The following is a 19,904-nucleotide window of genomic DNA, read 5'->3' on the forward strand; positions in this document are numbered from 1 at the left end:
AAATAAAAAATTATTATTTCGATACGTAACTTTTATGATAAAATGATTGCTAAAAGGCTACGAAAGCAGGTGGAGCAATTGAGTCATGAATATCAAATCCCCAACCTTGTACTTGATGAGACTGATAAACAAATTCTCACGATTTTGCATGAAGAAGGCAGAATTTCTTATACGGATCTTGGCAAAAGAGTCGATTTATCACGGGTCGCCGTCCAGGCCCGTATCAACCAATTAATTGAAGCCGGTGTTATTGAAAAATTCACCGCTGTTATCAATCCCGCTAAAATCGGCATTCATGTTTCCGTGTTTTTCAATGTCGAGGTAGAACCGCAATTTTTAGAAGAGGTCGCTCTTAAGCTTGAGGAAGAGCCTGCGGTCACCAGCCTTTATCACATGACAGGCCCGAGCAAGCTGCATATGCATGGGATCTTTGCCAACGATCAAGAAATGGAAGAATTTTTAACAAAACGGCTGTATCCATTGCGAGGCGTCGTCAGTGTTGATTGCCAGATGCTGATCAAACGATACAAAAGCCGTATGGGAATGAAGCTGTAAAGGAGAGAAACGAATGAAAAACCATCCTTATCGGGATATGACGGCCGCAATGGTTCGCACCGGCATATTAGGGTTCGGCGGCGGACCTTCCGTGATTCCGCTGATCCGCCATGAAGCGGTCAATAAATATAAATGGATTGACGATGATGAATTCGGAGAAATATTAGCAATCGCTAATGCGCTTCCCGGACCGATTGCCACCAAAATGGCTGCTTATCTGGGCTTTAAGCTAAAAGGCACATTAGGTGCAGTTGTGGCGACCCTCGCCCACATTCTGCCTACATGTCTTGCGATGGTGGGCTTGTTTGCGGCTGTAAATGTGTTAAGCCATTCAGCAATTGTTGCAGGTATGATCGGTGCCGTCACGCCGGTAATTGCGGTAATGCTCGGAATCATGGCGTACGAGTTTGGCCAAAAAGCGCTTAAAGGTTTCGGCTGGGTTACCGGCATCCTGTTTTTTATCATCGCTTTTATCGGCCTGCAAACTTTACAGATTAATCCCGGCCTGGTCATTATCATTTTCTTAGCGTACGGGGCGTTTCATTTTAAACTGAAAGACAAAATCACAAATAAACATTCAAAAGATAAAGGAATGTCAGCCTCATGATATCGATCTATTTATTTATGGCGTTTTTTATCGCAAACCTACTGGGATATGGCGGCGGACCAGCGTCTATCCCGCTAATGTTTGAAGAAGTCGTAAACAGATACAGCTGGCTCTCAAACGATCAATTCTCAAATATGCTCGCACTTGCGAACGCATTGCCGGGCCCGATCGCCACGAAAATCGCTGCGTATGTCGGCTACAGCGCAGGCGGGTGGCCCGGCTTCCTAATTGCCCTGATCGCAACCGTCGTACCGTCGGCGCTCGCATTGATCGTCCTGCTGCGCATCATCCAGCGCTTCCGCCAATCACCTGTCATCAAAGGCATGACGCTGTCCGTCCAGCCTGTCATCGCGGTCATGATGCTCATTCTTACCTGGCAAATCGGCGCAGACGGCATCAAAGCGATCGGCTGGATCCAATCTATTGTGATTGCGGGGATCTCCCTCCTTGCCATGACAAAATTCAAAATGCATCCGGCATTTTTGATTATTGCGGCGTTTTTATATGGGGGCCTGGTGATTCCTCATTTATAGAAAAAAGCACCTGGACAGGTGCTTTTTTATTTTGGCCCAGAAATGCCGTTTGATATATGGTTCCTCGCATTCTCACAGAATGCCCTTATATAGGAGTCAATGAAAAAACTTGCAGCTCCCGGCCTGCAAGTTTTACATGTGATTTTTCTGATAAAACGTTCGCAAAACATGCGTCTCAAGGTCAGCCAGGCGGACAGGGATCGGCAATCTGCTTTCTTGATTGATCAAGCTCATCGTGATCTGATAGCTGCTATCTAAATCAATATAATTACCGCAAGACAAGAAAATAGGCTTCACGTCCCCCCGCGTTCGCAGCGCCCGGCCATATACCTCGCCGTCAATGAGAATATCGGTGTATGCACCGACTTCATTTTCAGGCATCACGAAATCATAGCCTTTGATTTTGAGATAGGTTTTCGCAATCCCAATCGTCGGCTTGCCCAGAAAAAAAGCCGCATGGGTGGCAACGCCCATATGATTGTAATGCAGATATCCGTTGCCATCAAACAAGAAGACATCCGGCTCCGTCTCCAGCTTTTTCGCCGCCTCGATGATCAAGGGCAGCTCGCGAAACGCAAGAAAACCGGAAACATACGGCACGCTGATTCTCCCCATGCTGTGCACTTTTTCAATGACTTCTTTTGTATCAGCGTCAATTACGATAATACAGCACACCCCATACGGTTCTCCGTTCTGCTCCCAATAGGCGAGATCGACGCCTGCGCAGGTGTTGATGGAGTCTAGGTTGATGGAGGTGGATAGGTTGATTTTATGGATAAGGGATTGTTGTGTTTTTACAAATTCTTCTCTGTTTAGGTTGAAAGAATGTATTTGTTTAACATGCATCTAAAATCAATCCTACCTCCTGTTAACTAGTGTCTGTTTTTCTTTGTATTCATTTTTACTTTGAAAATTGTTTGAAAACTCACAACTCCAGGTTCTGCAAACTTTATTAATAGTTTTAATTAAATGTTTAACTACATTTCATTATTCGTAACTTTGTTTAATATAAATTCTATATTTTTAACTATTTCTATATGGCTATTTGTCTGAAATTCATATATGGGTTGATCCCAATCCTCATTTTGCATCATAACTAGTTGATAAAACCCATTAGCATCCGCATCTGGATACCAACCTAAATCAAGTAAGTAATTTTTACGAGAGTATGTTAATTGCATTAAATCTTGTGAAAAAAACAACCATTTTTCATCTTCTGGTGCTAGGTTTTTCGGATCAATTTCTCTAAAACTGTTTTGATTTATGGTCCATCCTTTTGGAATCCTTAAGGGTTGTAAACTTATTTCTGGCATTTTTTTTATCTTTCTCATAAAAGCCTCCTATTACTTATCAATACCAAGTTGTTTTAAATACTTATCTAATCGACTTCCAGCAATCGGATGACCATGATATTCACCACCAGAAAACTCCGCTCTAATCCAGCTTGTTGGTGTACCTAGATCATAACCGACTGTTTTTCCTGCATCATAAATGAAATAATAGTTGTTATTTCCATTATCAATAATATGACCTTTTAGAAGTGCCTCTTTTTCTAAAGCTTTGTTATTCACATCTGGTAAGTACTGAGCAGCTTTTTTACCTGTCATACTAAAACGTTTTGCTTCTTCAGGTGTTTTAGCCTTAACATGTTTATGGCCATGCGGAGTAAACGAAGCATTATTAAGCATCGTTCTAAATTCTTTACGACCATAATATCCATCGTGCGCTACTTTATCGTGATTTTTAGAAATGTTAGGACTATGAGAGCTTCCCTTACGACCGCCATCACTAACCATCTTCACAATCCCAAAGTCCTTAACAGCCGTCTTTTCCACATCGACACGTACTGTCGGGATTCCGAATGTAAAGCCATCCGGAGTTACAGGGCGTTCTGCGTACACGCGGACGTTTGTTGGGACTTTGAATTGTTTTACTTTCTCTAGTGTTTTGTTTGCTTTTTGGACTTTTGAATGGGTTGCAAGCGGGATGCCTTTATCAATGTGTTTCGCCAATGCACCGGCTCCAACCAAGCTCAATGCCGCTTCGAGCGCCCCTTGCTTCCGCTTCTCCTCAGACACTTTGTTTCCGAACATATCCCGGCCTGTGACGGCTTCTGAGAATCCGTTTGACGCAACAAGGCCGTATGCGCCCATTTCTGTCATTTTGAGAATGTCTAAGGATTTGCCTGTTTTGTAGGCGTCTAATGCGTGTTCAGCAGCGATAGCTGCTTTTCCGGTTTTGTAGATGGCTTTTCCGCCTTTGAAGGCCCGGCCTGCCCAGCCGACGACTGGTATGAATCCGGCAGCGGCCATAGCTCCTGCTGTCACACGCTCTGCGGTGGAGAGTTTTTCTCCGGTAACCGGATCAACGCCTTCGGTTGCTCTTTTATAATCATAATAGCCAGTGACTTCTCCAGTAAAGTTGCAAACTCCATCCCATGTTTTTTCGTACCACGGTTTGTTTGCTTCTTCCTCGGCTTTTTCCTGGAGCCGTCTTGCTTCTGCTTGCTGGGTTTTTGCATCGATATAGGTTGTTCCTTGATTTTCTACTTCAATGACGCTTTTGTAGACTTCATTGCTGTGGAAGGCTTTTTTGTCATAGTACATAGGAGAAGCGCTCTTCCCATTGCTGGTGGCCTGCATGAGAACGGAATATTTGGTGAGCACTGCGTTGTCCAGAGATTCTAAATTTTGATATTCAGTTGTCAGGGATTCATCAAGCTTATCGACAGCTGTGATCGTGTCACGTCTGATTTTTTGGGCATCGCCCATCTTATCTGCATAGTCGTCAAGCGTATACATGTCGAGGTCAATAATATCGCTGATGCCTGACAAAATAGAATCGATTTCTTCTTTATGGGCGGAGACTATCTCTGAGGCTTTCAGGTCTCCATTGGGCAGCTCATGATCCAAAAAAGAAGTTTCCACATATGAATCATTCAGTTCTTGATCTTTAATATCTCCTGAAATGCCATTTAAAAACGCAATTTGAGCAGAGACAAGCGTCAGCCAGCTGTCTACGATTTCCGCCTGTCCCTGAAAAAAATCTTTAATATTGTCCGCGCCTTTTCCTTTAAAATTATCGCCTAAATCTGCAACTCCCTGAAACGCTTTTTTCAGCGTATTCAGCTGCTCCTCAAGCGTCTCATATTGCTTTTTTCTGCTCTTCGCTTCTTCGATTAAAGATTTAGATTCAAATACTTTGCTCATCGCACTGCCCTTTCTTTTCTATTTTACCGCTATCGCCTCGTCCTGCTCTTTGAGTGAATCTACATTATCCTTTGTATCCTCGATATTTTTCTGTACCGCTTTTTTGTAATCTCCGAGCATGGTTTTGATGTTCTCCTCACGCTCATGGTATTTTTTCGTATAATCGAGGCTGTTTTTTCCGTTGGATCCTGCGGCGCCGATTGATACGTCAGCAAGCGCATCTTTGACAGAATCTAATGTTTTGATGACTGTGTCGTACTTCAGCTTAATTTCTGACATAAAAAAAGATCACCACCATTTTAGTTTACTAATTTGTCTTCCTGCTTCTTCTACGAAATCTTCTCCTTTAGCAAGAAGGTCGCCTGCGGCATTCGCTGCACTTTTTGTCAAATTCAGCTCAAATTTCTCTGTCTCAAGCCAGAATATTTTGCTTTGAATCGAAGCCATATACTCGTTATATTTATCATTCACAATCTTAGATGCTTCCGATTTCGCCTCTTCTCTTCCCTTGTCGAAATCATCGGCTTTTGTTCCCGTCCAGTGCTTGCCCAATTCAGGTTTCACAATTTCTTTGATTTCAGTGATTGCCTCTTCTTGCAGTGTGTCTATGTCCTTTTTTGCTTTTTTCAGTTTTTCGATCTTGTCTTCCACGTCGGAAATTTTTCCGTTGAGCGAACTTTTGATATCCGCCAGCATACTTTCATAACCCATCTGAATCACCTCTTAATACTCAAAAAGTCGTATGGAGGGGCTGATGAAGATAGACTTTTCCATACTTTATTTCCATATATTATATTTTAAAATAGCCAGAAGGCGGCTTAAATAGGGTAAATGGCTTAATTTAGGCATATAACGCTCTTGAAATGTAGGTATTTGATCTTGTTTTTGTTCGTTATACAGTTAAAGAAAACGTTTTATAAAATAAAATCACCTAAAGTCATAGTTAAAAAGACACTTGAAAGAGACAGATTTTGTTGGCCTGTCTCTTACCGTGCTGAGCTTATTGTTCATCAGGTCGATCACGTCTGATTTTGTCTTTGGCTTCTATTATTCCCCGCTTCTGACCCTTTGGATCAAAAGCTTGTATTAGCTGCAGTCCCAGTTGTACAGAACGTTTGAAAAGTCTTTTTTCCTTAGATCGTCAGGTGTGATGAAAAAATTGGCGATGCCGACGTCTCCCCACATTGAATCGATATCATCGTCTGAATCAATTTGTAAAAGCATGATGGTGTGTTCTTTATATGCGTATTCCCGTGGATCATGCTGGGTAAAAGAAGCGTATCCGCCGATTTTATGGCCAAATCCGTTTTCAGCCAGTTCATTATAAATGTCTTCTTCATCCTCGCCGAACTGACCAAAGAACTCCATTGTTTCCATGCCCGTATACTGCTCAAATTGAAAATCTGTAGGCAGCACCCATTCCGAAGATTTCACAGGCTCGACTGCCGCTTCTGATAAAATCGGAAAATCACATTCGCCTGTGCCAATAAATGAAAAATCAGAAACAAGCTCGTCATCGTTTTCTACGATATTTTCAAAATAGATCACTCTGAAATTCTTTTGTTCACATCGATCGTCAAAATTCAATCCATAGACGTCATCATGAACAGAAATGTAGAACTGCAGGATACCTGAAGAAGGGTAGCCGTCAAGCTGGGGAATGTGCGAGAAATTAATCTGCGCCAGAAGCTTCATCGGCTGTCCATTTTCGTCAGTCGGATATGTTTCATGCTTGGGGAAATAGGGATCACCGGCAATTTTGCTGTCATATCGTCCTGTTTTCCCTTTTCTCACATTCAGTTTCACGTATTCTTTCGCTGATTTCTCCAGCAAGTCGCGGTACGGTCTCATTTTTTCGGGCAGATGATTCATCAGATTCTCTCCTTTTCCGGCATCTCCAAGGTTTTATTTTCTGGTTTTCTTCGTTTCTTCTAATGTTTTTCAAACGATTGTTTAAAGAAGCCCTACTTCTGTATAATTTTCCAAACAATAGTTAAATAGTAGCAAATGTATTCAGCACCCCGCAATAGATGAAAAAAAGACTGGTGCGCAACCAGCCTTTCTTTTACAACTATTGAATTGCACCTGACGGAACAACCGCCTTCCGACCGACAGAATAATACTCCACTTCTGAAGCCGCAGCTTCATCCAATGTGTAGCAGTTTCTGCCGTCAAATATGAGCGGCGTTTCCATCAAATCCTGATAAGCCGCTAACGGGAATTGTTTAATGTCAGCCCAGTCGGTTAAAATCATGACGGCGTCAGACCCTTTGACAGCTTCCTCGATCGTCTCTTTATATTCAACAGCTTGCGGGAGAACATGCTTTGCATGGCTAACTGCAATGGGATCGTAGGCTCTAATACGGGCGTCGAGCGCAGCGAGACGGTCTGCAATAACAATTGACGGCGCTTCTCTCATATCGTCGGTATTCGGTTTAAATGACAGGCCTAAAAGGGCAATCGTTTTTCCCGTCACCCCGCCGAGCCTGTTCAGCGCTTTATCAACCAGCATCGCCTGCTGATTGTTGTTGACTTTGATAACCGATTTCAGCAGTTCAAAATCATGCTCGACATTGCCGGCAATTTGCACGAGGGCGTTTGTGTCCTTTGGAAAACAAGAGCCGCCGTAGCCTATGCCCGCTTTCAAAAACTGGCTCCCGATCCGCTTATCCTGTCCCATCCCGTACGCGACTGCTTCAATATCGGCGCCGACCTTTTCACATATATTCGAAATTTCGTTTATAAAACTGATCTTAGTGGCCAGAAAAGCATTTGAGGCATATTTGATCATCTCGGCGCTTCTGATATCCGTTTGGTATATCGGGATTTGAAACGGACGGAAAAGCTCCTCCAGCGTATTTGCTGTTTTCTCATCGGCCGTCCCGATCACGATCCTGTCACCATGAAAGGTATCATAGATCGCCGACCCCTCACGCAAAAATTCCGGATTGGATGCGACCGAAATACTGACAGGCTCCGCTAGATGTTCAGTGATCAGTCCATTAATCAAATCGTTTGTCCCAACGGGCACTGTGCTTTTCGTTACCACGACTGTATCTCGTTTGACATGCTTTGCGATGCGTTTGGCCGCATCTGTAATTTGCTCCAGATTGGCGTGCCCGTCGCTTTTCTGCGGTGTGCCGACCGCTATAAAAATGATGTCTGCCTGTGCCAAGCCTTTCTCATAGCTCGTTTCAAAGTTCAGCCGTCCATCAGCTGTATTTTTTCTCATCAGCTCTTCAAGACCTGGTTCAAATATGGGGGAAATGCCCTTTCTCATTTCATCAATCTTGTGAGCGTCAATATCAATGCAGGTTACATGATGTCCAATCTCAGAAAGAGAAACACCTGTCACAAGACCGACATAGCCTGTTCCGATGACTGTTATATTCATTGTTTCCCTCCAACAGTTAAATTGCTGCTTTGCAGCTTCCGTAATATCGTATGAGAACATCCTATCATGAATGCGAATGATCTCCCGCATAGCCTGTCGGGTACAGCCTGTACAGATTTCTGAAATGTGATTCAACCATACAATACACTATTATATCGCTCTCAAAAAGAAAGTGGTGAAATGAGAATCGGCTGTTAAAAAAGACCAAACAATTTTCTTCTTTTGACCGGTTGCGGAGGCTGTCTGAAGATGGTCTGATTCCGCAGGAGAAGCTCTGCATTTTCCGTCAGCATATAAGGAAGTTCCGAGCCGAATTCTTTCTCTAGAACATAAAGAGCCTCTTGGGTGTGAAAATTTCTCGTTTTCACATTATGGGCATCTGAGGCTACGAAATGGATCAAATTGGCTTCAACCAGCCGGAGAGAAAATGCTTTCAGCTGCTTGCCGAAGGTCCCCGCAAGACTTCCTGAAGTAATCTGAGATGCTGCTCCTTTTTCCACAAGATGATACAGCAAAGACGGGTTTTCGCGAATTTCCCTGTTGCGTTCAGGATGGGCGATAACCGGAATATATCCTTTCAGCTGCAAATCATAAAAAAGCTGCTCCGCATATCGGGGAACGTGATCAAACGGAAACTCAATCAAGATGTGTTTTGTATCATTCAGCGAAAGCAGCTGCTGTTTGGCAAGGTCTTGTTCCACCTCGCCGTAGATTCTGATTTCCTGTCCCGGAAGCACATGTAAAGGAATGTCTTCTTTGATTAAACGTTTGTTTAACTGATTTGCTGCTTCTCTGACTGCGGCTGGCTCGTTTTTATACACACCGTTGTTATGATGAGGTGTCGCAATGATCGTCCGGATTCCCTGACGAACAGCGGCTCTTGCCATTTCTATGCTGTCGGCCGAATCACCTGCCCCGTCATCCAATGCGGGAAGAATGTGACAGTGAATATCGATCATGTCCTAGCCCCCTTTTTTCGCAAAAATAAATAACGGGCACGATGCACGTTATTTATTTTGCATGAAATTGTCCTTGTTTCCGTAATATCCGTATTCAGAGTGCTTCGAAAGCTTTTTGCCGTTCATAATCGCCCCAAGGAGCTTGCTTTTGCACGTTTCAAGCGCCTCTTTCGCTTTTGCGGCTTGTTCTTTTTCTGTTTTCCCACTTGAAATAACCAGAACAGAACCGTCTGCCACGTTGCCTAAAATCTGTGCATCTGCTACGGCAAGAATAGGCGGCGTATCAAAAATGACCATATCATATGCCGCACACGCTTCGTATGCAAGCTCCTTCATCCACTTCGAGGAGAGAAGCTCGGCCGGGTTTGGCGGGATCGGGCCGCTCGTCAGCACGTCAAGATGTTTTTCATTCGATGCTTGTACAGCCTGCTCCATAGAGCTTTTCTTTAATAAAACAGATGTTAAGCCAACCGTATTTTCAAGAAAAAAGGCCGTATGTACTGTTGGTTTTCGCAAATCAGCATCAATCAGGAGCACTTTTTTTCCCTGTTGGGCGAATACGACAGCCAGATTGGCGGCCGTTGTTGATTTTCCTTCCCCCGGACAAGCCGATGTAATCATGACTGATTTCATTTGCCGGTCCACTGAAGCAAATTCTATATTCGTGCGAATCGTCCGATATTGTTCAGAGTTCAAGGATTTCGGCTCTGTCATTGCAATGACATTTCTCCGCATCCGCGAGTCTCTGCTTTTTTTAAGCGCCAAAATGTCCACTCCCCGTTTTTTCAGATTGGAAACCCTGTAAGGTCTTTGCTGTTTTCTGCTCATTCGCAATGGTGGAAACTGTCCCTAAAACAGGTATGTCCAGCAAGGATTCGAGCTGCTCTTCCGATTTGATCGTATTATCCAAATGCTCAAGCAGGAAGGCCAGTCCGATGCTTCCCGCCAATCCGGCCGCAAACGCGATGGCAATGTTTAGAAGCGGCTTTGGCGATACAGGGGACGGATGTTCTGAAACCTCGGCTTTTGACAGAATGCTGACATTGTCAACATTCATAATAGATGTGATTTTGTCTTGAAAAACAGATGCTATAGTATTGGCAATATGAGCCGCTGTTTCCGCGTTTTCATCCCTGACTGATATGTTGACCACTTGGGAGTCCTGTTCGCTGGATACAGTAATTTTGTCATTCAGTTCTTGGGATGTCATCGACAGGCCCATTTCTTTAATGACTTCATCTAAGATGGCAGGGCTCTTAATGATGACATTGTACGTATTGATTAACTGAAGATTGGTTTGGACATCGTTAAATTGGACTTCTTTTCGTTCATTTTTCGATTGGTTGACCAGAATCTGAGTTGAATTTTCATAGATGGGTGTAAGTGCGAAGAAACTAATGAGTCCGCCGGCAGCAGTGGCAGCCGCGGTTACAATCATAATCAAAAGTATGCGTTTTGTTAACGTTGATAATATCTCTTTTAAGCTTGTAGATTCTCCCATGATACCTCCAAATCTCTTATAACATCCTTTTCCATCTACGATTATACAACGTTGAAACCGCATTTCTCCAGCTTTTCACGTGACATAATTCGACATTTTTTTACAATGCGTTATGTTAGCACTTTTTATGTAAGCGCTATATTTACTGTGTTGACAGCGCTGTCTCATTTTCTCTTATTCGGGCAGTCACGTCCTCTCGCATAAAAAAATCCCGCTAAAGGCGTGCGGGATTTTTATGTTGCATATCCATTTTTAATATGAGAAATCAAATTTTCAAGCATTTCCTTCGTCGTCATCTCAGATGACTGCTCACCAATTTCATGTGCATGCATCAAAATTTTCAGAAATTCTTCTTGATTCAATTTCTTTTCACTCATCTTTTTATTCCTTTCAGCTTCCATTAAGTTGAAAACACGATTATTATATGATGCTGGTTATCAATTTGCAATCTCTAATACATCATTCGACACATCCCATTTTTTATGTCCTTTTTTAGGAAAAACTTTTTAAGGCCGATGTGTTGCGATATAATAGAGAAATTGGATCTTTTTATTACGTGACTCGGTTAGGAGCGATAATCATGCTTCAGAATATGATTTCCAAAGACGATGTGCTGGCATCTGCTGAACAGTTAAAAGAACTTCTTCCTTACAATGAAGAAAATGTTCAGCTGATTAAAAAAGCCCTTATTTTATATCGGCAGGATTCAGTCTATCGTTTACAAGCAGTGAGTCCGACGGAAGTTACGGCTTACGTGCAGGATGTTGTGCCTGTGCGGGTCACATTGAACTTGTTTGTCATAGTCAAAAGCGGCTGTTCATGTCCGTCCGGAAGAATCTGCCGCCATATGCTGGCTGTGTTTTTATATGTATATGCAATGTTCGAGCGAGTGGGTACTTTTACAGAGTATTGGCTCGAGAGGGAAAAGCTTGAGGAAAGCAAAGAGCTCGTCCGCCGCCAGTTTCAGGAAAAGGTGCTGCCTAATGAAGAATCGCTTTCAAGCTGGCTTGCTTTTTTTGATTCAGAGTTTTCTCTCTGGCAGGCACGTACGCCAGAAGGCAGCCAAAACATGCAGGGCCTCTATTACGGCTACCTGTCCGCATTAAAAAAACATGCGCCGAACAAGCCGGAGCTGAAAAGCCTGTACCAGATTCATACCGCGATTGCGGTTTGGCTTCGCATGTTCACATTGATTGAAGCGGGCAAGCTGAACCCCGAACAAGATTTTTATTCCCTCAATCCGTACGTTGAACAGCTGATGGATACAATCTACAGCTCTATTGATAAATTAAAAACGTACGCGCTGTCTTTTGCGCTTGATCCGTTTTTGGATAAAACACCGGATGTTATCCGACCTTTGCTGTTGAAAGAAGAAATTTTCCAATATGAACGCATCCGCGTCTTCGGTGAAATTTGGAGTGCGCTGCTGTCGCGGCCAAAATGGGTGGCACGCGAACAGGAGATATTGAAAAAAGAAGCTGGACGGCGTTTTTCTCCCGAATTGCAATTCGGGCGCCTGCATTTGGAATTCCTGCAAAAGAATGATGACGTTATTTTTGCGGAAGCGGATCAATTCCCGCCGGAAGCGCTCCCTTATACGTTCCAATGGCTGAGTGAAATGACTGCCAAGAAGGACTGGAAACGGCTTAAAACATGGTACCAGCAAATTGAACCAATTGCGATGGGTTATACGAAGCTGGATAAGCCGTTTAAAGAGATTCGCGATGTGATCGGCGAGCTGTTCCTTCTGTTGAATGCCTATGTGAAGCAAACCAATGATCAAGCGCTGTTTGAACGCTTTGCCGCGGGCTGTCTGCCGTATACGTTCACAGAATACAGCCATCATTTATATGAAAAAAAACGCTATGCCGAGTGGATTGAAATTCATAGCCTTGTCGGCTTTTCCATCAATGAAATGGATAAAATGATGCTCAAGGAAATTGCAGCGAGCGACCCTGAGGCGCTTATACCGGCTTACCATAGAGAAGTGGCTTTTTTCATTGATCAGAAGAACCGCAGCTCGTACAAGGAAGCCGCCCGGTATTTGAAAAAATTGCGCACCCTGTACAAAAAAGCGAAAAAGCAGAAGGTGTGGGAGCGGTATATTCAGCTGCTGAGCTCGCATTACAAGCGCCTGCGTGCGCTTCAAGAAGAACTGCAGAAAGGAAAGTTGATTGATGGCGAGTCTTAAAGAAATTCTCATCCACGTCGAACAAATGGAAGATGGGTCATTTACGCTCTCAGCCTTTGATGAGAATGAGCAGCCTCTTCCCTACAGCCATATGAAAAAGCATTTGTTCCAATGGCATGAATCCTCATTTTACGGAACCTTTCTAGAGGATGTCAGCTTCATCGGGACGACTGCTGTCCTGCTATCTCCATGGATGACTGTAGAGCTTCTCGGCAAAAACTCGTTCAACTCATTCAGCTCCGTGCAGCTTACAGAAGAAACGGAGCCGCTGATCGAGGCGGCATCGACCATCTATGAATTTATCGCGGACGGCGATTTTATGCCTGACTATGACGCATGGACAAACGGTGTTTTTCGCTGGAAAGACCGCGATAATATACTGGAAGGCTTTACTGCGGAATGGTTTTCCGCTGCCGTACAGGATTACATCCAGTACGACGATGACCTGCGGGAGAAATGGGAACATATCAAGGAGAAATCGCCTGCGGTTACGACATTCCGCGGCCATTTTCTTGATGAAGAGGATTTTCTGGAAGGCATTGGCTGGATTGACGATCAATCTCCATTTACTGTCGGCTTACGCTTAAATGAACCGGACTTTGACGAAGACGAATGGAAGATCGAGATGTTTTTACGCGATAAAAAGAGCGGTGCTGTAGAATTCTTTGACGGACTGAAGAGCCTCAAAAAATCGTGGCAGGCGTACAGCGATAAAATCGCGCGTGAGCAGGACCGCTTTCACAGAACGGTTCCGTGGCTGTCGTTTGATTCCGGGACAACGCTGATCTCGGAGGAAGAAGCCTGGATCTTCCTGTCAGAAGCAAGTGAGACGCTTGTCGATATGGGGGTAGAAATCCTCCTGCCGTCCTGGTGGCAGATTGTCAGAGACAGCAACATGATGCTGAAAGCAAAGGTGTCGTCCTCCCCGCGCGGCGAGTCATTTGTCGGCATGAATGCACTGCTTGATTTCAACTGGCGGTTTGCGACAAATGGAATTGAACTGACTGAGGCTGAATTTAATGAGCTTGTCGCCAGCAACAGGCGCCTTGTTAATATCCGCGGGCAATGGGTTAAAATCGATCCGCAGTTTATCAAACAGATGAAACGCCTGATGGAAAAAGCAGAATCAGAGGGACTCCACATGTCTGATATTCTGGCGCGTGAGCTAATGGATCAGCAGGATGGCGGACTTGAGGATTCGGATCTGATTGATACATCCGCTTTCGCCGGCATTCAGTTTGATCTGTCTAAACAGCTCAGGTCACTGATTCGAAAGCTCACTGCCGCGGAAAACCTGCCGGAGCACGAAGTCAGTCCTTCTTTCAAAGGAACGCTCCGCCCTTATCAGAAATACGGCATGAACTGGCTGCTGTTTCTGCGGGAAAGCGGTTTTGGCGCCTGTCTGGCTGACGATATGGGGCTTGGGAAAACGATTCAAATGATCGCCTATTTCCTTCACGTGAAGGAAATAGGCCGGCAAAAAAAGCCTCATTTGATTATTGCGCCGACATCCGTACTTGGCAACTGGCAGCGGGAGCTTCAAACCTTTGCCCCTGATCTGTCTGTCGCGCTCCATTATGGGCCGCGCCGGCCAAAGGGTGATGATTTCGCCGCGCATTATGAAAACGCAGACGTGGTGCTCACTTCATACGGTCTGTCACATGCCGATACTGAAGAGCTTTCTTCTGTGACATGGAACACGATCTGCCTTGATGAAGCGCAAAATATTAAAAACGCGCATACGAAGCAATCACGCGCAATCAGGAAGCTGAAGGGGCTTCACCATATCGCGCTGAGCGGCACGCCGATGGAAAACCGACTGACGGAGCTGTGGTCTATTTTTGACTTCATGAATAAAGGCTACCTCGGCAGTTTGACCGGCTTCCATAAACGCTATGTGCTGCCGATCGAAAAAGACCGGGACGAAAAGAGAATCGGACAGCTTCAGCAATTAATCCGGCCATTCCTTCTCCGCCGGACGAAACGGGATGAAGAGGTCGCGCTTAATCTTCCTGAGAAGCTGGAAGAAAAAGAATTTATCCCGCTGTCAGCCGAGCAGGCATCCCTTTATGAGCAGCTCGTCAAAGACACTTTTGACCATATGACATCCCTGACCGGCATGCAGCGAAAAGCGCTGATCCTCAGCATGCTTGGACGGCTCAAGCAAATATGCGATCATCCCGCGCTTTATTTAAAGGAAGAGCAAACCGAGCTGCTGGCCGGCAGATCAGTCAAGCTCGAAAAATTGCTGGAACTGATGACAGCGATCCGCGCCCAAAACGAAAGCTGCCTGATTTTCACGCAATACATTCAGATGGGGAACATGATGAAGCGGCTGCTTGAAAAAACGTTCGGGGAACCTGTGCAATTTTTAAATGGGAGTCTCTCCAAGCAAGAGCGGGATACACTCGTTGAGAAATTTCAAAGGAAAGAATATCCGACACTGATTCTTTCACTCAAAGCTGGAGGCACCGGACTTAATTTGACCGCCGCCAATCACGTCATCCATTATGACAGATGGTGGAACCCGGCGGTTGAAAATCAAGCGACTGACCGTGCATACCGCATAGGCCAGGAGCGCTTTGTCCACGTTCATAAAATGATTACGACAGGAACAATCGAAGAAAAAATTGATGTCATGCTTGAATCCAAGCAAACCCTGAACGATCAAATTATCCAAAGTGAAAACTGGATTACCGAGCTTTCCACACAGGAGCTCGAAGAACTGTTTACATTAAGCGCAACAGTGCAATAATCATGACTAAAAAAGCTGGCTCTGAAAGAGCCAGCTTTTTTCCGTTCATAGCCGTCACGCCGAATTTCCAAAAAATCCGTTACGCCGGTTATCAACAGGATGCGCTTTTGTGGCAGCACATATACCTACAGCAAATGTTTCATCATATGTGCGACACCATGTTCGTCATTGGTTAAGGTGACAGCATCGGCTATCGATTTGATGTCTTCCCGGGCATTGCCCATCGCTACACCTTTTCCCGCAGCCTCCAGCATCGATTTGTCATTTAAACTGTCACCTACAGCCGCGGTTTCCTCGAGCGGAATATTCAGCTGTTCCGCAAGCCTCTTCAGCGCCTGCCCCTTGGAAGCTTTGCGGGAAGAAAGCTCAAAGTTGTGCTCAGCCGAACTGACAAGCGTCAAATCTTCGGCATGCTCATATCTTTTCCAGCCTGCCTCAAGCTTTTCTTTGAAGAAAGAAAAGCCGAGAATATTATAAAAATCGATTGGCTGATCGGCTTCAAACAGCTCTTGAAAGGAGTTAATGTAAGCAAAGCCCGATTGGCTGTATTGCACCTCGGCCGCCTGCTTAAGGACAGAAAGATCCGCTTCCGGATTTGCGCTTCTGAATCTGTCCAGCTCAACATCAAGAAGTTCTCTGCCGTTTTGCGGCGTATAAATCGCTGAACCTGTGAATACCTCATAATAATAGTTTTCCGACTCAAGCCATGAGAGAATGTCATACGCCCGTTTCGTATCAATCGTTTCGTGATGATAAAGCCTGCCCTCGGGATTGTGAATGACGGCGCCGTTCGCACTGATGACCCATGTTTTGATCCCCAGCGGTTCAAAGATTGACATGACATCAAAATGAGCGCGCCCAGTTGACACCACCACCTCAATACCGTTCCGCTGCGCCTGCCGCAGTGCGTTTTCATTTTCCAAGCTTACCTGATGCTTGCTGTTGAGTAAGGTTCCATCTAAGTCAATCGCAATTAATTTCACGTTTGTCAGTCCTTTCCTTCATCCTGCTCTGTCACGAGAAGCTCAACGCCGTTTCGGTCAAGCAAGTCACAAAATGCCTGATTCGGCAGCCTGTCTGTAATCAAAAGGTCGATTTCATTCAGCTCCGCATACTGATAAAAACTAGTGCTGCCCAGCTTCGAATGATCTGCAAGCGCGATGACCTGCTTTGCCTGCTGTATCATTTTCCGCTTCACCATGCCATCCTCTTCATGCGCAATTGTAATGCCATGTTCGGAAATACCTACCACACCAATCAGCGCTTTATCAACATGGTAGCTTGAGAGCTTTTCAATCACAGAGGACCCGTACAGAAAGCGGTGCTCCTTTTCCAGCTTGCCTCCCAGCAGATAAATTTCAATTCCCTCTTTATCGGACAGCACATCCGCAAGATTAATCGAATTGGTGATTACCGTACAATCAACCGCATTCAAATGCTTTGCACATGCCTGAACAGTTGTAGAGGCGTCTAAAATCACCCGGTCACCATCATGAATAAGCGATGCTGCAAGCCTGCCGATCTTATTTTTTTCCTCAGACACTGTTTTCAGGCGGCCGGAATAGCTTTGAATTTTCTGATGCACAGTCGGCAAAATGGCGCCGCCTCTTGTGCGGATGATGGCATTCTGTTCCTCAAGTTTCACAAGATCTCGTCGCGCTGTATCCCTTGACACTTGCAGGAGCGTACAGATCTGCTCCGTTGTAATTCGGTTATGCTGTTTTAAAAAATCCAAAATCGCTACTAATCTTTCTTCTTGGTACACGCCCTCATTCCTTTTCTCAGCAATCATTTATAAGTAATTATAAGTTTTTATTTAATCTTATTCAATATTAATAAGTGATTTTAAGTAAAAATGCGTCTAGAGAACCAATTTTTCCTAAGTGGACAAAAAGAAAGAACCAGTCTGGTCGACTGGTCAATTTTGAGGGGATGATGCGAAGATCTGGATAATAGTGAATGGATAGATAACGGGAGGAGCAGGGGGTGTCAATCAGCAGCTTTTTCCCGGGGTTTAGGGTCCATAAAACGAACAGTGTCAGCCAACACTTCTGTTACATACACGTTAACGCCTTCCGCGTTTTCATAGCTTCTTGTCTGAATCCGTCCGCTTACGCCGACGAGAGAACCTTTTTGGCAATACAACGCCGTGTTTTCAGCTGTTTTTCTCCAAAGTGTGCAATTGACGTAATCAGCTTCGATTTCACCTGAAGCATTCTTGAAGCTGCGGTTCACCGCGAGCGTAACATGTGCAACTGCCGCACCGGCGGAAGTGTAGCGAAGATCAGGATCTTTTGTAAGACGTCCGACAAGCATGACCTGATTGAACATGCGATTCCTCCTCTCCTTGCGGTTGTATGTATTGTAAATGATGCAACAAGAAAAGAAAAACGCTTAAAAATGGCTTTCAGCCTCTGTTTTTATCTTTCGTTTTCATTTTTCCTTCAGCTAAAAACATCTTTTGCTTTTTTCCTTTGAAGAAATATGTACTTTTTAAAAAACGGAAAAAGATTTGCTTTGTCAGCCAGTTTTGCGTATTCATGCGCACATAGGAAGAGCCATCCCACGCAAACCACTGAAAGCTCAATTTTTTTTCCGGCATTGACAGCTTGATTTTATACTGCTCCATGCCATCTTGTGTTTCGTATAAAAAACTTATTCTTCCTTTTTTGTTCAGATGAACCTCAAACACTTCTTTACGGCTTAACATATATGTTACTTCCTTTTGAATCAAATGACTTTCAGAAGGAACGCCGTCAATATAAATTTCTTTTAAACGAAATTGATTCATACCACATCTCTCCGTAATCCATAGTCAGTTACAGTATAATGAAAAAATAGAAATTATTAAATGTTTCGCTCATACAAAATTCTTTAGCCCCAACATTGCAGGATTTTTTCCTCGAAAACGTTTATGTTATAATGGAAGGCAAGAAAACTTTGGAAGTAATCGGGGTGAGAAGAAATGAAAACCTTTAAACTGGTTGACCTGAATGTGGAACGAGTGGACAAGGAAGAACAATCAATTGAACAGTTTCCCCTTATTGACGGACTGATTATAAATAAAGAAGACGGTGAAAATCACTGGCTGATTGAGGCGCTTGTACAGAAAGAACATCTGTCTTTTTTTGAACAGCTTCAAAACAGCCAATCTGAAGCCAAAGTATTTGTAACGATCACTAAAAAAAGCAATCGCCCCGCCCAGCTGACAGCAGCAGTGAAAAATATCGTCAAGCTGGAAGAAAGCATTCAGGTTTTACTCTACGGACAAATGGTCACAAGAAAACAGCAGGGCACTGAAACCATTCTCGAGTCCCTTGTAAAAGAGGGCTATACAGGAACAAAACTCATTGAGGCATTTAAGCAAAAATTATAAATATGAGGGGGCATGTTCCCCAAAACAGACTCAGAACCGAAGAGCATCACAATAGACATTTAGAATAGATATGTTCTGCATGAAAAAAGCTGCCGTTTTGAACGGCAGCTTTTCTTTTCCATATTTAATTTGTATGGCCAAAAGAATCAACCAATTCCCCTTTCACAACGAGGCGCCCTTCGGTTTTGACAGCCTTGTCACATGTGATTAACGTAATCTCTTTTTTGTTTGTCTCCTCAATTACATCTGCATCCATTTCCGATATGATGTCTTTCGATGTTACAGAATAGATATAATCCTTTTTAAAATCCGTGATGACAATTTGGGCACCTGTTTTTATATTTTCCAGAGGTCCGAACAGGAGATTCTTTTGCTTCAAATGATGGCCCGCCAACGGATAATTTCCCTCGCCCATTTTTTGATCCGGGCGCATTGTTGCCGCCCCTATCAAAAGATTTTCATTGGTTGTGCCTTTTACGATCGGAAGCTCCAGATCAACACTTTTAATTGTTATCCGCCCGATAACCGCTTTTTGATCGTGATCAAAGCCGGCCTTTACAGCATCCATCAACTCAGGCGGCTCGATTGAATCAAATTCATATTCCGCTTCTCTCTCATTATTTTTTTTCAGCTGCTCCACAGTTAGGGCCGATTCACTCTGGCTTTTGCTAAGATAAGCTATAATTCCACCTTTGATATAAGGAGAAGAGATCAGCAGCAGTCCGAAAAGGATGAACACCGTAATGATCATTTTCTTGTACATGCAAAAAACCCTTTCTTATGCATCCTTCTAAAAACGCTCCGTGTCACTTTCACTTTTCAAA

22 protein-coding genes are annotated in these 19,904 nt (G+C 44.1%); 6 read left to right on the top strand and 16 right to left on the bottom strand.

From position 1 onward, the window contains the following. Positions 1–78: 78 nt before the first annotated feature. Genes chrS through chrA form a run of 3 tightly spaced genes read left to right on the top strand, consistent with a single transcriptional unit; the run spans position 79 to position 1,695 of the window. The gene (gene chrS / locus FB592_RS02750) at positions 79–555 is read left to right on the top strand and encodes a chromate efflux transcriptional regulator ChrS (protein ID WP_014478181.1); all 477 of its coding nucleotides are present in this window, start codon (positions 79–81) and stop codon (positions 553–555) included. A gap of 13 nt (positions 556–568) precedes the next feature. Beyond that, positions 569–1,162: a chromate efflux transporter subunit ChrB gene (gene chrB / locus FB592_RS02755; RefSeq protein WP_015251064.1), complete on the top strand. Its 594-nt coding sequence runs from the start codon at positions 569–571 to the stop codon at positions 1,160–1,162. Continuing rightward, positions 1,159–1,695, top strand: coding sequence for a chromate resistance efflux protein ChrA (chrA, locus tag FB592_RS02760; protein ID WP_014665634.1), 537 nt, complete (start codon positions 1,159–1,161; stop codon positions 1,693–1,695). The genes chrB and chrA overlap by 4 nt, the downstream gene beginning before the upstream one ends. A 132-nt stretch (positions 1,696–1,827) precedes the next feature. On the opposite strand, the gene FB592_RS02765 is transcribed toward chrA, so the two are convergent. The 11 genes from FB592_RS02765 to FB592_RS02815 all read right to left on the bottom strand — a co-directional run bounded on the left by FB592_RS02765 (position 1,828) and on the right by FB592_RS02815 (position 11,135). After that, positions 1,828–2,541 (bottom strand): endonuclease V, encoded by a 714-nt coding sequence (locus FB592_RS02765; RefSeq protein ID WP_141949251.1) that lies wholly within the window; start codon positions 2,539–2,541, stop codon positions 1,828–1,830. Positions 2,542–2,672: 131 nt separating this feature from the next. After that, the gene (locus FB592_RS02770; RefSeq protein ID WP_041850443.1) at positions 2,673–3,026 is read right to left on the bottom strand and encodes a hypothetical protein; all 354 of its coding nucleotides are present in this window, start codon (positions 3,024–3,026) and stop codon (positions 2,673–2,675) included. Positions 3,027–3,038: 12 nt separating this feature from the next. Then, on the bottom strand, positions 3,039–4,904 hold the full coding sequence (locus FB592_RS02775; RefSeq protein ID WP_141949252.1) for a ribonuclease YeeF family protein: 1,866 nt from the start codon (positions 4,902–4,904) through the stop codon (positions 3,039–3,041). An 18-nt stretch (positions 4,905–4,922) separates the two neighbouring features. Then, the gene (locus FB592_RS02780; protein ID WP_003221757.1) at positions 4,923–5,183 is read right to left on the bottom strand and encodes a YwqI/YxiC family protein; all 261 of its coding nucleotides are present in this window, start codon (positions 5,181–5,183) and stop codon (positions 4,923–4,925) included. A gap of 9 nt (positions 5,184–5,192) precedes the next feature. Continuing rightward, positions 5,193–5,615, bottom strand: a complete 423-nt coding sequence (locus tag FB592_RS02785) for a YwqH-like family protein (protein ID WP_010332155.1) — start codon at positions 5,613–5,615, stop codon at positions 5,193–5,195. Between the two features lie 375 nt (positions 5,616–5,990). Beyond that, complete coding sequence (locus FB592_RS02790; RefSeq protein WP_003227819.1) at positions 5,991–6,776, bottom strand: YwqG family protein; 786 nt, start codon at positions 6,774–6,776, stop codon at positions 5,991–5,993. A gap of 199 nt (positions 6,777–6,975) precedes the next feature. Next, on the bottom strand, positions 6,976–8,298 hold the full coding sequence (gene uglF, locus FB592_RS02795; RefSeq protein WP_021480776.1) for a UDP-glucose 6-dehydrogenase UglF: 1,323 nt from the start codon (positions 8,296–8,298) through the stop codon (positions 6,976–6,978). A 194-nt stretch (positions 8,299–8,492) separates the two neighbouring features. After that, positions 8,493–9,257: a tyrosine-protein phosphatase gene (locus tag FB592_RS02800; protein ID WP_021480777.1), complete on the bottom strand. Its 765-nt coding sequence runs from the start codon at positions 9,255–9,257 to the stop codon at positions 8,493–8,495. A gap of 48 nt (positions 9,258–9,305) precedes the next feature. Then, complete coding sequence (ptkA, locus tag FB592_RS02805; protein WP_038829857.1) at positions 9,306–10,022, bottom strand: tyrosine-protein kinase PtkA; 717 nt, start codon at positions 10,020–10,022, stop codon at positions 9,306–9,308. Continuing rightward, positions 10,012–10,758 carry a protein-tyrosine kinase activator TkmA gene (tkmA, locus tag FB592_RS02810; protein WP_003227811.1) on the bottom strand — a complete coding sequence of 249 codons (747 nt, stop codon included), beginning with the start codon at positions 10,756–10,758 and terminating at the stop codon, positions 10,012–10,014. Before tkmA ends, ptkA begins: the two co-directional genes overlap by 11 nt. 233 nt (positions 10,759–10,991) lie before the next feature. Beyond that, the gene (locus FB592_RS02815) at positions 10,992–11,135 is read right to left on the bottom strand and encodes a YwzD family small protein (protein WP_003242876.1); all 144 of its coding nucleotides are present in this window, start codon (positions 11,133–11,135) and stop codon (positions 10,992–10,994) included. 203 nt (positions 11,136–11,338) lie between these two features. On the opposite strand from FB592_RS02815, the gene FB592_RS02820 reads away from it, so the two are divergent. Beyond that, positions 11,339–12,949, top strand: a complete 1,611-nt coding sequence (locus tag FB592_RS02820) for an SWIM zinc finger family protein (RefSeq protein ID WP_141949253.1) — start codon at positions 11,339–11,341, stop codon at positions 12,947–12,949. Then, positions 12,936–15,704 carry a DEAD/DEAH box helicase gene (locus tag FB592_RS02825; RefSeq protein WP_141949254.1) on the top strand — a complete coding sequence of 923 codons (2,769 nt, stop codon included), beginning with the start codon at positions 12,936–12,938 and terminating at the stop codon, positions 15,702–15,704. Before FB592_RS02820 ends, FB592_RS02825 begins: the two co-directional genes overlap by 14 nt. 125 nt (positions 15,705–15,829) lie before the next feature. Here FB592_RS02825 and ywpJ read toward each other — a convergent pair whose 3' ends face one another. The 4 genes from ywpJ to ywpG form a co-directional block, all read right to left on the bottom strand. Further along, a complete protein-coding gene (gene ywpJ / locus FB592_RS02835) occupies positions 15,830–16,687 on the bottom strand; it encodes a phosphatase YwpJ (protein WP_141949256.1) in 858 nt (285 codons plus the stop codon). Between the two features lie 5 nt (positions 16,688–16,692). Beyond that, positions 16,693–17,469, bottom strand: coding sequence for a transcriptional regulator GlcR (glcR, locus tag FB592_RS02840; RefSeq protein WP_003244075.1), 777 nt, complete (start codon positions 17,467–17,469; stop codon positions 16,693–16,695). Between the two features lie 224 nt (positions 17,470–17,693). Next, positions 17,694–18,035 carry a single-stranded DNA-binding protein SsbB gene (gene ssbB / locus FB592_RS02845; RefSeq protein ID WP_014478203.1) on the bottom strand — a complete coding sequence of 114 codons (342 nt, stop codon included), beginning with the start codon at positions 18,033–18,035 and terminating at the stop codon, positions 17,694–17,696. A 76-nt stretch (positions 18,036–18,111) separates the two neighbouring features. After that, complete coding sequence (gene ywpG, locus FB592_RS02850) at positions 18,112–18,495, bottom strand: DynA interaction protein YwpG (protein WP_003227796.1); 384 nt, start codon at positions 18,493–18,495, stop codon at positions 18,112–18,114. Positions 18,496–18,669: 174 nt separating this feature from the next. Between ywpG and FB592_RS02855 the strand changes: the two genes are divergently transcribed. Beyond that, positions 18,670–19,080, top strand: coding sequence for a YwpF-like family protein (locus FB592_RS02855; RefSeq protein ID WP_003227794.1), 411 nt, complete (start codon positions 18,670–18,672; stop codon positions 19,078–19,080). 124 nt (positions 19,081–19,204) lie between these two features. Here the strand turns inward: FB592_RS02855 and FB592_RS02860 are convergent, their stop codons facing one another. Beyond that, positions 19,205–19,843 carry a class A sortase gene (locus FB592_RS02860; protein ID WP_041850435.1) on the bottom strand — a complete coding sequence of 213 codons (639 nt, stop codon included), beginning with the start codon at positions 19,841–19,843 and terminating at the stop codon, positions 19,205–19,207. Positions 19,844–19,904: the final 61 nt, after the last annotated feature.

Source organism: Bacillus sp. SJZ110 (genome assembly GCF_006715455.1).
Classification (GTDB): Bacteria; Bacillota; Bacilli; order Bacillales; family Bacillaceae; genus Bacillus; species Bacillus subtilis.

What these genes read in the sequence shown, in the direction of transcription:
- chrB (WP_015251064.1), top strand. Translation starts at nt 569, where the DNA reads ATGAAAAACCATCCTTATCGGGATATGACGGCCGCAATGGTTCGCACC.
- uglF (WP_021480776.1), bottom strand. Translation starts at nt 8,298, where the DNA reads ATGAATATAACAGTCATCGGAACAGGCTATGTCGGTCTTGTGACAGGT.
- FB592_RS02820 (WP_141949253.1), top strand. Translation starts at nt 11,339, where the DNA reads ATGCTTCAGAATATGATTTCCAAAGACGATGTGCTGGCATCTGCTGAA.
- chrA (WP_014665634.1), top strand. Translation starts at nt 1,159, where the DNA reads ATGATATCGATCTATTTATTTATGGCGTTTTTTATCGCAAACCTACTG.
- FB592_RS02815 (WP_003242876.1), bottom strand. Translation starts at nt 11,135, where the DNA reads ATGAGTGAAAAGAAATTGAATCAAGAAGAATTTCTGAAAATTTTGATG.
- ssbB (WP_014478203.1), bottom strand. Translation starts at nt 18,035, where the DNA reads ATGTTCAATCAGGTCATGCTTGTCGGACGTCTTACAAAAGATCCTGAT.
- FB592_RS02785 (WP_010332155.1), bottom strand. Translation starts at nt 5,615, where the DNA reads ATGGGTTATGAAAGTATGCTGGCGGATATCAAAAGTTCGCTCAACGGA.
- ywpG (WP_003227796.1), bottom strand. Translation starts at nt 18,495, where the DNA reads ATGAATCAATTTCGTTTAAAAGAAATTTATATTGACGGCGTTCCTTCT.
- FB592_RS02825 (WP_141949254.1), top strand. Translation starts at nt 12,936, where the DNA reads ATGGCGAGTCTTAAAGAAATTCTCATCCACGTCGAACAAATGGAAGAT.
- FB592_RS02800 (WP_021480777.1), bottom strand. Translation starts at nt 9,257, where the DNA reads ATGATCGATATTCACTGTCACATTCTTCCCGCATTGGATGACGGGGCA.
- FB592_RS02770 (WP_041850443.1), bottom strand. Translation starts at nt 3,026, where the DNA reads ATGAGAAAGATAAAAAAAATGCCAGAAATAAGTTTACAACCCTTAAGG.
- FB592_RS02765 (WP_141949251.1), bottom strand. Translation starts at nt 2,541, where the DNA reads ATGCATGTTAAACAAATACATTCTTTCAACCTAAACAGAGAAGAATTT.
- FB592_RS02790 (WP_003227819.1), bottom strand. Translation starts at nt 6,776, where the DNA reads ATGAATCATCTGCCCGAAAAAATGAGACCGTACCGCGACTTGCTGGAG.
- FB592_RS02780 (WP_003221757.1), bottom strand. Translation starts at nt 5,183, where the DNA reads ATGTCAGAAATTAAGCTGAAGTACGACACAGTCATCAAAACATTAGAT.
- FB592_RS02855 (WP_003227794.1), top strand. Translation starts at nt 18,670, where the DNA reads ATGAAAACCTTTAAACTGGTTGACCTGAATGTGGAACGAGTGGACAAG.
- tkmA (WP_003227811.1), bottom strand. Translation starts at nt 10,758, where the DNA reads ATGGGAGAATCTACAAGCTTAAAAGAGATATTATCAACGTTAACAAAA.
- FB592_RS02775 (WP_141949252.1), bottom strand. Translation starts at nt 4,904, where the DNA reads ATGAGCAAAGTATTTGAATCTAAATCTTTAATCGAAGAAGCGAAGAGC.
- FB592_RS02860 (WP_041850435.1), bottom strand. Translation starts at nt 19,843, where the DNA reads ATGTACAAGAAAATGATCATTACGGTGTTCATCCTTTTCGGACTGCTG.